Genomic DNA, 11373 nt, shown 5'->3' with positions numbered 1-11373 from the left:
CACAATGGAACAAACTATTCATAAATACCTATGGCTAATGAGTGCGCCGCTGCTAGTGCTGGTGGCGTCCTGCAACGGGTCTCACGCTGAAGACGAAACGAAGGAGGCACAGACCACCGTGCAGGTAAAAACGCTCGTGCTGCAAAAGAGCCAGCTGGAGAATGCACTGAAGCTGCCGGGAGAGATCAAGCCCTTCCAGTTTGCAGACCTCTACGCTAAAGTGAACAGCTACGTGAAACAGGTACAGGTAGACCTGGGCAGCCAGGTAAGCCAGGGACAGGTGCTGGCCACGCTGGAAGCGCCCGAGATGAACAGCCAGCTGCTGGGGGCCCAATCGCGTTTACATACCCGCGAAGCAGTGTTCAGGGCCAGCAAGGCTAATTATGAAAGGCTGCTGCGCACCAGCAAGGTGCCCGGCACCATATCGCCCAATGACCTGGATATGGCCCTGTCTAAAATGAGCGCCGACAGCGCAGAGCTGCTGGCCGCCCGCTCTGCCTACCAGGAAGTGCAACGCATGCTGGACTACCTGGTGATCCGTGCTCCTTTCAGTGGCGTGATCAGTCAGCGTAATGTACACCCCGGCACATATGTTGGTCCCGGCGCTCGGGGTGCTGAGCTGCCCATGTTCCGCCTGGAAGAGCAGGCCAAATTACGTTTGGCCGTTGCCGTACCCGAAGCCTATACAGACGATCTGCAGCAGGCGGGAGAAGTGCGCTTTACCGTAAGATCATTGCCCGGCGATACTTTCAATGCCCGTGTAGCACGCGTGGCCGGCAGCCTGGATACCAAACTGAGAACAGAGATGCTGGAAATGGATATCAACAACAAGGATAAGAAGCTGCTGCCCGGTATGTATGCAGAAGCACAGCTGCCATTACCGGGGAAGAAGGATGTATATGTAGTGCCTAAAAGCGTGATCGTAAGTAATTCGGAAAAAGTATTCGTCATTAAGATAGTTAACAATCAATCCAAGTGGGTGCCTGTAACGCGTGGCAATGAATACAACGGGATGGTAGAGATTTTCGGTGGGCTCAATGACCAGGACGTACTGGTAAAAAACGCCAGCGACGAGATCAAGGAGGGCACCCCCTTACAGGCAGTGAAGGAATAGTTGAGCAAAAGAATTGAAGGATGGCAGCTTTACAAAAAGGAAGGCCCTGGCGTAAGCCGGGGCTTTTTAATACTTGTTATTCGAGATCAACTATATCAATTTCATCGGTCGCGAGCATGGCTACGGCTTGGCGAATGCTGGATTTCAGAAAATCCCACATGGCCCGATTATCGCAATTACCTATTTTGATGTTAATTAGTTTGGGAGGAGCTCCTAACCGGCTTATCAATTCGGGGAAATCAGCATCTTTTGATATCAGGATCACTTTACCTTGTGTGCGCGCCTTCTGATAAATATCTATATCAGTCATCTCATGGAGCGAAAGGGAATAGGAAGATTTTACTTCATATCCCGTATATTCCTTCATCCATTTTGCAATGATAGGCGAAATGTGTGTATCCAGCCAGATTTCCCAGTCTTGTTCAGGCGGCATGGATAACGGCTGTATTTTTTATTCTTTGAGAAGCATAAAACAAAGCGGCATGGATGTCCTCTCTTTCCAGAATAGGATGTTGATCCAAAATTTGATCCTCCGTCATGCCATTAGCCAGCATTTCGAGGATATCGCCAACAGGGAACCGCATGCCACGTATGGTTGGTTTTCCACCCAATAAGCCTGGCTTAAGCGTGATACGTTCCAGCAGTTTTTTTAGTTTGTCTTCCATTGCTGAGGTCAATATAAATAAAGTTACACTTTTTTGAGACAGGCTCAAAACTTCATCGGATACCCGCTTTCCACCTTTCCCTTCATCACCGCCTGCAGCTTCCCCTGTAATAACTTTTTACGCAAGGGCTTCAAATAATCCAGATACAATCTGCCCTGCGTATGATCATACTCATGCTGTATCATCCGAGCGGTAACACCTTCAAACACACGCGTATGTTTGATGAAATGTTCATCCTCATATGCTATAGTGATCCTTTCCGCGCGTGTCACGGCTTCCCAGATACCCGGTATACTCAAACAACCTTCTGTATCAGAACAGGTTTCTTTACTATACTCCAATATGCGCGCATTTATAAACACCTGGCGGATACCGCCGCCATCCGCATTCGTACTATCCACCAGGAAAAGCAACAATGCCTTGTTCACCTGCTGTGCTGCCAGGCCCACGCCACCGGCATTCTCTAAGGTCTGCCACATATCGCATATGAGCTTTTGCAAACCAGGTTCTTCCGGAGTGACAACACGGCCGGGCGTGCGTAAAACAGCCGTGCCATATCCAATAATCGGTAATATCATACTGCAAAGCAAACGTAAACCAGCATGCGTAAATAGTAGATTTTAGACATACTTTTGCAGGGTATGCCCGTAGAGATATTAGCCGATATTTTCCGTAAGCGTTTAAACGCTATTGCACCTGCTGCCGCACTGCAGGAGGTAGTGGAAGGATATTATTTCTATACCTGCGGAGAAACAGCACAAACGCTATGGGCAACACTGGACGGCCAGCCTGCATTACTCTTCCTGCTGGACCCGCCCTATACTATTGAGTTCACCGGTGCAAATACCGTTTCTTTAGAAGATGCTTTCTTTTGCTGCTACGGACTTTTACATACCTACATCCGGCCATGGAAGAAAGGGATGCGTTTCCTGGTAGTTAAATTTACCTGCAACGGCCTGTACCAGTTGCTGCAACAGCCCTTAACTGCAGTAACAACAACACCCCTGGTATCCATTTCCAACATCTGGGGAGCAGCCGGTATACAGCTGGCAAAGCAGGTACGTAATACAGCAGCGCCACAACAGCAGGCCGTACTACTCGATGCCTTTTTACTTTCCCGCATGCCGGTCTATAAACAAGCCGCTTACCTGGTACAGGCAGCAGTAGCGTATATCCGCGAACATAAAGGACAACTGAGTGTGCAAGACCTATGCCTGCAGTTAAAGGTGAACTATAAATGGCTGGAACGTAATTTCAGAAAACAACTGGGCATTACGCCTAAAACCTATATCGGCACCATCCGTTTTCTGCACGCCTATCTAAGCACCCGTAAGCGGGAAGAGAACCTTACACGTGTAGCGTTGGAACACGGGTATTATGATCAGAACCATTTCATCAGGGAATTCAGAAAGCATACCGGGAAGACCCCCTCTTTTAAATAGTAACAAAGTTTACCTGCTGTACCCCTTCCAGCGCTCTCAGCTCATCTATAGCCGTTATAATCTTTTTACGATCGGCCGACTTGTCAAGCACGATCTCCAGGTCGTCAGCGTGGGCTTTTTCATGCTGTGTTAAGGTGATCTCTCCGAGGGGCACACCATGTTCTTCCAATAATTGGGAAACAGTTTTTACAGAAAGTGCGGCATGTTGGAAATGGATGCGGAGGCAGTGGTCTTTTTTATCGTTGCCATACAGCCTGATTTCGATCTTTTTAACAACAATGAGTATCAGGAGGGTAATGAGGGTGGTGGCTATAGCAGCTGCGTACATCCCGCCGCCTACTGCGAGGCCGATGGCTGCAACGGTCCAGAGGCCGGCGGCCGTGGTAAGGCCATATATCACCTTACGCTCCTTGAACAGAATGGTGCCGGCTCCTATGAAACCGATACCGCTGATCACCAGCGAAGCTACACGGGAAGGGTCAAGTGTGACCCCAGCTTGTCCAAGTATATCATCAAAACCGAAGGAGGAAACGATCATGGCCAGCGTGGCTCCGAGGCATACCAGCATATGGGTGCGTAAACCGGCCGCCCATTCCAGCTTTTCCCGGTCCATCCCTATGAGGCCTCCTAATATGGCAGATAAGAACAGGCGTAGAATGATCTCATAAGTGCTTAGCATGGTTTATCAGTTTATGAATAAACCATCGCAAATAAGCTACCAATCTTTCTCTACAGGAACCTGCTGGCCTTTGGCCTTTTTCAATTTATCCTGGAGCTTTTTCTCTTCCTGGTTCAGGGCCTGTAACAGGCGTTCTGCTTCTTCTTTGTCCAGTTTGCTGGGTTGAGACTGCGGCTTATTCTGGTCCTGCTGTTCTTTGTCTTTATCCTGTTGCTGGTCCTGTTTATTCTGCTTGTCTTTGTTCTGATCTTTATTCTGCTCCTGTTTCTTTTTCTCCTGCTTGTCCTTGTTGTCTCCACCGCCGCCCTGCTGTTGTTTCTTCAGCATGGCCTGTGCGTAGGCCAGGTTGTAACGGGCTTCTTCATCGGCAGGGTTCATTTTCAGGGCCTGTTTATAGGACTTGATGCTCTCTTCCCATTTCTTGCCCTCCATGTAGGTATTGCCTATGTTGTAATTAGCGTCGCTCCTGGTTGTTTTATCGGCTGATATTTTGGCGCTGTTGGCGTATTGCGCACGGGCAGCATCAAACTTCTTCTGACCGTACAGGGAGTTACCGAGGTTATAATGCCCTACATCCGATTGCTGGTTCTGTTGCAGGGCCTTTTTATAGTTAGCCTCTGCATCGGTATATTGCTGCTTCTGATACAGCTCATTGCCTTTGCGTATGTACTTTTTGCCGCTCTGTGCAGATGCCCCGGCGGTGATAGCCAGGAATGCGCCAAGGGCCAGCATACGGTATGTTATATTCGATCTCTGCATGATTATTCTTTAACGAGGGTTACTACATCTTCTTCCTTCCTGCGTTTCACTTCCGGGATAAAGAACTCTGCCACGACCAGGATCAGGCAGGCCGCCAGGAAGTAATAAAAATAGCTATTATAGTCTGTAAAGATATTTTCCCCGAATTCTTTCTGCTCCATCCCATCGATCTTGCTGACGATGGTATTTACCACTTCTTCGGTGTTATTATCCAGGTGGGTATATACGCCTTTGCCTGCGGAGGCTACAGCTTTCAGTTCCGCCTCGTTCAGTTTGGAGATAATCACGTTACCTTCCTTATCTTTTTTAGGACCGCCGGTCTCGGGATCGGGTAGGGGCGAGCCGTTGGGAGAGCCAACGCCTATGGTGCTGATCACCACACCGTCGTCAAAGGCGGCCCTTGCTTTGGCCAGGGAACCTTCGTCGTGATCTTCCCCGTCGGAGATAATGACGAGGGCTTTATGTTTGCGTTCCTTCTTGTTAAATGCTTCGTGGCTTACCTGTATAGCCTGGGAGATGGCCGTACCCTGGGTAGGGATCATGTCCGGGCTGACAGTGCTGAGGTACATCCTGGCGGCAGAGTAGTCGATAGTGAGCGGCATCTGCAGATAGGCATTACCCGCAAATACCACCAGGCCTACACGGTCATTATCCAGTTTGTCCATCAGCTTGGTAATAAGCTGCTTGGCGCGGGTAAGGCGGTCGGGTTTCACATCGCCGGCCAGCATACTCTTACTTACGTCCAGGGCGATCACCACATCCACCCCTTTACGGGTGATCTTATCCATACGGCTGCCTTTCTGCAGGTTAGCCAGGCCTACCACCCCCAGGAAGAAGGCAAAGAACAGCAGGAAAAACTTGAGTACAAATAAGCGGCGGCTATAGCCGAGGAAAAGCTTTTCTACCAGGACAGGGTCGCCCAGTTTACGGATAGAGCGGCGTTTCCACCAGGAAACGCTGATAAATGCCAGCTGCAATACCAGCAGCAATACGAGCGCCCATAAGTATTCACTATGCTGAAAACGTAACATATGGCTCAAATATAAATTTTTTGCCACGTTTTACAGAGCAGATATACTGGGTTTTAGGAAATTTTAACAGCAATTTTAGCCTCTGCAGGCAGTTTCAGCTTATTTCAGGCCTTTAAAATAACCTTCCTCTTCCAGGATGCTTTTGAGAATATGCAGGCGAAGGTCCCGGTTCGGGCTTTCAATGTTCGGGTCTTCCGACTCTATATTCAGCACAAAAAAGGTGGGATGACCGTTCTCTTCCACCCAGCCGGTTACCCAGCCGATCTTTTTCCGGCCGGCAATGCCCCAGCCTGTCTTATAGCTCAGGTCGTATTTCCCGGTTTTTTCCATCAGCATGATAGCCCGTACCCATTGCATGGTGCTTTTGCGGAAAGGCAGCTGGTCAAAATAGAGCTTTTTAACAAAGCCCAATTGTTCATCGGGGGAGATCTGTAAAGAGTTGTCCAGCCAGAAAGTATCTACCCGGCTGATCTTCATGTTGCCATATTTAACGGAATCCAGCCATTTCTGCATGGTATCTTTACCGATGCGGCGGGCCACTTCCTGGAAATAGGGCACGGCGGATACGCGAAAAGCGCGCTGCATGCTCAGGTCCTGGTTCCATTCCTTGTCTTCACGGGTAATGCCGTCCCACTTGATCACCATAGCAGTATCCCTGATCACCCCGGTTTCCAGGCCCACCAGGGAGTTAAAGATCTTAAAGGTGGATGCCGGGAGGAAGCGTTCCTTGGCCCGGTCCAGGTTGTATACCTTAAACAGGCCTTTGCCGTTGTCATACAGCATAAAGCAGCCCTCTACCTTATACTCCGTAAAGTACTTCTCCCAGCTCTTTTCCTCTTTCACATTATTGGGAGCGCAGGCATTGATCAGTATGGTTGCCAGCAGTAAGATCCAGCCGAAACGTTTCATCAGTATAGTCTTTTATCGGCTGCAAAAGTAGTAAATCAGGGGATAGGTTTTTGAGAAGATTAGGAGGGGAGCTACTGGTCACCGCGGCAGTTCCTTTTGTGTATTTCCCGGTAATTCAATAGCAGTATAATATTAGTATCAAATTAAACTATAGATAATCCCACTCTTAAAAGAAAGGAAAAAATATGGGAATTGAAAGGAAGTAATAAGGGAATATATAGGGAATATCTCCCAGTATACATAAGACCAGCCTGCGTTTGAGCCAGAAAAAGCGTAAACGTTGACCTGAAGACGCCTTATACTGGAAGGCAAAGAGAAAGCCGGTTAACAGCATTGCGCTGCCTGACCGGCTCCTGTTTTAATTGGTTGGTAATTATGTTATGGCCTATGCCAGGGTCTTTTTGATCACATCCAGTTCCTTTCCTATTTTGGTAAAGGCGGCTATTGCTTTGTCCAGGTGAGCCTGTTCATGGGCGGCGCTCAGCTGTACCCGGATACGGGCCTGGCCTTTGGGCACTACCGGGAAGAAGAACCCGATCACGTAGACGCCTTCCTGCAGGAGTTTGTCTGCAAACTGCTGGGCCAGTACGGCATCATATAGCATCACGGGTACGATCGGGTGGTCGCCGGGCTTGATATCGAAGCCGGCTTCGGTCATTTTGCTACGGAAGTATTTGGTATTGTACTCCAGCTTGTCGCGCAGGGCGGTGGTTTCGCTCAGCATATCGAGTACGGCGATGGAGGCGCCTACAATGCTGGGAGCCACGGAGTTAGAGAACAGGTAAGGGCGGCTGCGCTGACGCAACATGTCGATCACTTCCTTACGGCCGCTGGTAAAGCCGCCGGATGCACCGCCAAGGGCTTTGCCCAGGGTGCCGGTAATAATGTCTATACGGCCCATTACGCCACGGTACTCATGGGTGCCGCGACCCGTTTTGCCCAGGAAGCCGGAAGAATGGCTTTCGTCGCTCATTACGATGGCATCATATTTATCGGCCAGGTCACAGATCTTGTCCAGCTGGGCAATGGTGCCGTCCATGCTGAAGGAACCGTCGGTAACGATGATCCGGCTGCGGGCGCCTGCTGCTTCCTGGAGTTTTGCTTCCAGGTCGGCCATGTTATTATGTTCGTAACGGAAACGCTGCGCTTTACAAAGGCGTACTCCGTCAATAATGGAGGCATGGTTAAGGGCGTCTGAAATAATGGCGTCCTGTTCGTTGAACAGGGGCTCGAACACCCCGCCGTTGGCATCAAAGGCGGCAGCGTAGAGGATGGTATCCTCGGTGCCCAGGAATTGGGCTATTTTCTGCTCCAGCTCACGGTGAATGTCTTGCGTACCGCAGATAAAGCGTACGCTGCTCATACCGTAGCCGTGGGTATCGATGGCCTCTTTGGCAGCTGCTATTACCGCCGGATGGGAGCTCAGGCCCAGGTAGTTATTGGCGCAGAAGTTCAGCACGGTTTTGCCGCCAACCTGTATCTCGGCCCCCTGGTCGGAGGTAATGATCCGTTCATTTTTATACAGGCCGGCCGTTCTGATCTCGTCCAGTTCCTGTTGCAAGCGGGTAATAAATTGCTGGTTCATAAACTTTACAATTAAGGAATAACAAAGTTATGGCTTAAATGTAGGATGATATCCTGATTTCCAGGGGCGAATGGCTGTTTGGGCCGGATTTTTTGACCCGGTTGTAACATTTCGGGACAGCTCTCCGTCATAATACTATCATTTACCATGGGAAAAGGGGAGATGAGCGGGAAAAGTCCATAGTTGGCAGTTGGCTGTGAGCGGTTGACAACAAAAGACGGAGAACTGACTGCAACTGCACATTGCCCAATGCGAACTGGTTTTTGTTTTCAAGTAATTGTCGGACATTAGCACTAAAATCCCGCAGCAACCGGATGACGGAAAAGGAGTACAATAAATGCGTGGACCTGTACGCGGACAACCTCTTTCGCTTCATTGTTAAAAACCTTGAACACACTGAAGACGCGAGAGATGTAGTACAGAATGCATTTGAAATATTATGGAAGCACTGTAGTGACGTCCCTTTTGAAAAGGCGAAGTCATACCTTTTTACAGTGGCTTACCACAATATGATTGATCACGTCAGGAAGGTAAAGCGTATCACCCTGGTGGATCAGTTCAAAGAGGAAGAGAAGATCTCGGAGCAGCGGATACATAATGCGAAAAATGTGCTGGAACAGGCCCTGAACCGCCTGTCTGAAGTACAACGCTCCCTGGTATTGCTGAAAGATTACGAGGGGTACAGCTACGAGGAGATCAGCAATATAATGGGCCTGAACCCGTCCCAGGTAAAAGTCTACCTGCACAGGGCCAGGATCCATCTTAAAAATTACCTGATTAAAATGGAAAACGTCATATAAAGTTGTCTGTAGACATCAACATATCGAACTATGAGGAGTTCCTGCTCAGCTATATTGACGGAGAGCTGAACGATGAAGAACGGGCTGCGGTAGCCGCCTTCCTGCAACAACACCCGGAACAGGCCAAAGAGCTGGAGGTGTTGAAAGCCGCTGTGCTGCAACCGGACAAATCTATTGTGTTCAGCAACAGGGAGGAGCTGTACCACAGCACGGTGATCACTACAGAGAATTATGAGACATTCTTCCTGAGCTATATAGACGGGGAGCTGAATGCCGCCGAACAAACAGCGCTGGACGCCTTCCTGAAAAAACATCCGCACCTGCAACAGGAGCTGGATACCTGGCAGGCCACCCGCCTGCCCGCCAGTGAAGGGCTGCGGTTTGACAACAAGGAGATGCTGTACCGCCATGCGGATACGCTGACCACTGAAAATTACGAAACATACCTGCTTAGTTATATTGATGGCGAGCTGAGTGCTACTGAAGAACAAACACTGCATGCGTTCCTGCAGCAGCATCCTGAGCTACAGGCAACGCTGCAGCTGTTTGAGCGTACACGTTTACAGGCAGATCCGCAGCTGCGGATGCCAGGTAAAGCGGCATTGTACAGGAACCGCGGCCGCAGGATACAACCCGCCTGGTGGTGGGGCGCCGCTGCTGCCGTCATCGCTGGCTGCCTGGTATGGCTGCTGCCTTTGCAGCGCGAAAGCGTAAATACAACGCCCTTAGCATCTACGGCTAACAAAACGGCTGCTTCGGGCAATGCGCAGCAAATGCAAAAAACAACACCGATCAGGCCCGTGATCAAGACCACCCTGGACAATCAACCGGTGAAGGAAACGCTCGCCCTGGCCCAACATACACCGGCGGCCAGCACAGCAAATGAACAACCAGCAATAAAAAATACAAGACCTGTAAAAGACAGGGCAATACAGCCTGTAGCTACGGCCAATCAGCCGGCGCATAACACCAATACAGGCGTGAACAATAATAATAATAATAACAGCGCGGCCGTACTGGCCCAGTTGCCACAGCCCAGAACCACTTCTGAAGAAGTAGTGCAACAGCATATAGAAAAAACCATACAGGCAGCTACGCCGCCGGTACAGGAAGTTGCTGCTGCCAACCCGGACCCAAGCCCGGTAATGGCCTCTACCTTAAAACTACAACACACACCGGCGCCCGAAGCGCAGCCGGCAGCAGCGCCCGCTGTTCAGGGAGAGCTGATCATGTCTGTTACCAGCACCAGCGAAAGCAAGCTGCTGAACGGTGTAGCCAGCGTGGCTAAATTCTTTTCAAAGAGAAAACGTCAGAAATCAGAATAAGCCGCAAGGTTCCTTTAATCTTTGTTGAAATATGAAGCATAAAATTCTACTCTGGATATTGATAATGATGGCAGTAAGGGAGGTGCAGGCGCAAACAGCAGCGCCGGCGCCAACGGCGGATACCATCCAGATCAAAGGTTTGATCATTATCAAAGGCAAGGATGCAAGAGGCAAGAATACCTATAAATTCTACAACGATACCGCCTACGCACGCAACAAGCTCAAAAAGAACCTCCATACCAAATGGTTTGTAATAGACGTAGGCTTCAATAACTATATAGACCGCAGCGATTATGCAGGCGCCACCGTTTTATCAAGAGATGTGCGGTACGCCTATGCACAGAATGCACTGTCTGCATACCAGGCGGAAAAATCTTACGACTATTCCGCTTATGGCCTGAACACCTTTGCGCCGCGAGGCGGCAGTGAGCCCTTAACGCCTGATGAGTTCAAGCTGATCACCGGTAAGTCTATCAACGTTAATATCTGGATCATCCAGCAACGCCTTAACATCTACAAGCACAAGCTGAATGTTATATACGCATTAGGCGTTGAAATGAATAACTACCGCTATGCGCGCAATATTACCTATGTACCCGGTTATCCTACCCAGATCATACGGGATACTGTCAACTTTTCTAAAAATAAATTGTTTGCAGAATACCTGAGCGTACCGCTGATGCTGAACTTCAACTCTAACCCTGCCAGGCCCGGCCGCTCTTTTGAACTCAGTATGGGGGTGATGGGAGGTTACCTGGTAAAATCCCGCACAAAACAGATCAGTGAAGAAAGGGGCAAGATCAAGCGTACAGATGATTTTAACCTCAAACAATGGCGTTTCGGGCTGACGAGCGAGCTGGCCTATGGACCAGTAAAGCTTTACGGCAATTTTGCATTGACGCCATTACATGATTACGGCTTAGAACAATATCCATTCTCCGTTGGTATACGATTTAATGGGTTTTAGTATATCTTTGTAACCAGATCTAATCTTTGATATGCGTACTTTTATGACCTTTCTGGCATGTACGGGATTTATTGTATGGGCTCATTCAAGGGATACA

Annotated in this window: 13 protein-coding genes; 5 read left to right on the top strand and 8 right to left on the bottom strand. The window is 49.3% G+C overall.

All coding sequences use genetic code 11. The features are described from left to right. Window positions 1-4: 4 nt before the first annotated feature. Window positions 5-1114 (top strand): efflux RND transporter periplasmic adaptor subunit, encoded by a 1110-nt coding sequence (locus ACR9Y8_RS16700; protein WP_481214382.1) that lies wholly within the window; start codon window positions 5-7, stop codon window positions 1112-1114. Window positions 1115-1190: 76 nt separating this feature from the next. Here ACR9Y8_RS16700 and ACR9Y8_RS16695 read toward each other — a convergent pair whose 3' ends face one another. Genes ACR9Y8_RS16695 through def form a run of 3 tightly spaced genes read right to left on the bottom strand, consistent with a single transcriptional unit; the run spans window position 1191 to window position 2357 of the window. Further along, window positions 1191-1547 (bottom strand): DUF5615 family PIN-like protein, encoded by a 357-nt coding sequence (locus ACR9Y8_RS16695; RefSeq protein WP_481214381.1) that lies wholly within the window; start codon window positions 1545-1547, stop codon window positions 1191-1193. Further along, complete coding sequence (locus ACR9Y8_RS16690; protein WP_481214380.1) at window positions 1537-1779, bottom strand: DUF433 domain-containing protein; 243 nt, start codon at window positions 1777-1779, stop codon at window positions 1537-1539. The genes ACR9Y8_RS16695 and ACR9Y8_RS16690 overlap by 11 nt, the downstream gene beginning before the upstream one ends. 44 nt (window positions 1780-1823) lie before the next feature. Then, the gene (def, locus tag ACR9Y8_RS16685; RefSeq protein WP_481214379.1) at window positions 1824-2357 is read right to left on the bottom strand and encodes a peptide deformylase; all 534 of its coding nucleotides are present in this window, start codon (window positions 2355-2357) and stop codon (window positions 1824-1826) included. 63 nt (window positions 2358-2420) lie between these two features. Between def and ACR9Y8_RS16680 the strand changes: the two genes are divergently transcribed. Next, a complete protein-coding gene (locus ACR9Y8_RS16680; protein ID WP_481214378.1) occupies window positions 2421-3221 on the top strand; it encodes a helix-turn-helix transcriptional regulator in 801 nt (266 codons plus the stop codon). Here the strand turns inward: ACR9Y8_RS16680 and ACR9Y8_RS16675 are convergent. The 5 genes from ACR9Y8_RS16675 to kbl all read right to left on the bottom strand — a co-directional run bounded on the left by ACR9Y8_RS16675 (window position 3214) and on the right by kbl (window position 8184). Then, on the bottom strand, window positions 3214-3900 hold the full coding sequence (locus tag ACR9Y8_RS16675) for an MgtC/SapB family protein (protein ID WP_481214377.1): 687 nt from the start codon (window positions 3898-3900) through the stop codon (window positions 3214-3216). The two genes, ACR9Y8_RS16680 and ACR9Y8_RS16675, sit on opposite strands and share 8 nt — an antisense overlap. Window positions 3901-3936: 36 nt before the next feature. Then, a complete protein-coding gene (locus ACR9Y8_RS16670) occupies window positions 3937-4659 on the bottom strand; it encodes a tetratricopeptide repeat protein (RefSeq protein ID WP_481214376.1) in 723 nt (240 codons plus the stop codon). Window positions 4660-4661: 2 nt separating this feature from the next. Then, entirely contained in the window at window positions 4662-5690 is a 1029-nt protein-coding gene (locus ACR9Y8_RS16665) for a VWA domain-containing protein (RefSeq protein WP_481214375.1), read from the bottom strand. A 99-nt stretch (window positions 5691-5789) separates the two neighbouring features. Then, window positions 5790-6599: a class D beta-lactamase gene (gene blaOXA / locus ACR9Y8_RS16660; RefSeq protein WP_481214374.1), complete on the bottom strand. Its 810-nt coding sequence runs from the start codon at window positions 6597-6599 to the stop codon at window positions 5790-5792. A gap of 385 nt (window positions 6600-6984) precedes the next feature. Next, entirely contained in the window at window positions 6985-8184 is a 1200-nt protein-coding gene (gene kbl, locus ACR9Y8_RS16655) for a glycine C-acetyltransferase (RefSeq protein WP_481214373.1), read from the bottom strand. Window positions 8185-8498: 314 nt separating this feature from the next. Between kbl and ACR9Y8_RS16650 the strand changes: the two genes are divergently transcribed. The 3 genes from ACR9Y8_RS16650 to ACR9Y8_RS16640 are packed head-to-tail and all read left to right on the top strand — an operon-like array spanning window position 8499 to window position 11276. Continuing rightward, window positions 8499-8984, top strand: a complete 486-nt coding sequence (locus ACR9Y8_RS16650; protein WP_298739490.1) for an RNA polymerase sigma factor — start codon at window positions 8499-8501, stop codon at window positions 8982-8984. 2 nt (window positions 8985-8986) lie between these two features. Beyond that, window positions 8987-10309 (top strand): anti-sigma factor family protein, encoded by a 1323-nt coding sequence (locus ACR9Y8_RS16645; protein ID WP_481214372.1) that lies wholly within the window; start codon window positions 8987-8989, stop codon window positions 10307-10309. Between the two features lie 31 nt (window positions 10310-10340). Beyond that, window positions 10341-11276, top strand: a complete 936-nt coding sequence (locus ACR9Y8_RS16640; protein ID WP_481214371.1) for an outer membrane beta-barrel protein — start codon at window positions 10341-10343, stop codon at window positions 11274-11276. Window positions 11277-11373 lie beyond the last annotated feature (97 nt).

The organism is Chitinophaga sp. SVR4-12A, from assembly GCF_056754765.1.
This window is presented reverse-complemented; position numbering and strand designations above follow the sequence as displayed.

Excerpts from the sequence above, each read along its gene's own strand:
- ACR9Y8_RS16700 (WP_481214382.1), top strand. The coding sequence starts at position 5 with ATGGAACAAACTATTCATAAATACCTATGGCTAATGAGTGCGCCGCTG.
- ACR9Y8_RS16695 (WP_481214381.1), bottom strand. The coding sequence starts at position 1,547 with ATGCCGCCTGAACAAGACTGGGAAATCTGGCTGGATACACACATTTCG.
- ACR9Y8_RS16690 (WP_481214380.1), bottom strand. The coding sequence starts at position 1,779 with ATGGAAGACAAACTAAAAAAACTGCTGGAACGTATCACGCTTAAGCCA.
- def (WP_481214379.1), bottom strand. The coding sequence starts at position 2,357 with ATGATATTACCGATTATTGGATATGGCACGGCTGTTTTACGCACGCCC.
- ACR9Y8_RS16680 (WP_481214378.1), top strand. The coding sequence starts at position 2,421 with ATGCCCGTAGAGATATTAGCCGATATTTTCCGTAAGCGTTTAAACGCT.
- ACR9Y8_RS16675 (WP_481214377.1), bottom strand. The coding sequence starts at position 3,900 with ATGCTAAGCACTTATGAGATCATTCTACGCCTGTTCTTATCTGCCATA.
- ACR9Y8_RS16670 (WP_481214376.1), bottom strand. The coding sequence starts at position 4,659 with ATGCAGAGATCGAATATAACATACCGTATGCTGGCCCTTGGCGCATTC.
- ACR9Y8_RS16665 (WP_481214375.1), bottom strand. The coding sequence starts at position 5,690 with ATGTTACGTTTTCAGCATAGTGAATACTTATGGGCGCTCGTATTGCTG.
- blaOXA (WP_481214374.1), bottom strand. The coding sequence starts at position 6,599 with ATGAAACGTTTCGGCTGGATCTTACTGCTGGCAACCATACTGATCAAT.
- kbl (WP_481214373.1), bottom strand. The coding sequence starts at position 8,184 with ATGAACCAGCAATTTATTACCCGCTTGCAACAGGAACTGGACGAGATC.
- ACR9Y8_RS16650 (WP_298739490.1), top strand. The coding sequence starts at position 8,499 with ATGACGGAAAAGGAGTACAATAAATGCGTGGACCTGTACGCGGACAAC.
- ACR9Y8_RS16640 (WP_481214371.1), top strand. The coding sequence starts at position 10,341 with ATGAAGCATAAAATTCTACTCTGGATATTGATAATGATGGCAGTAAGG.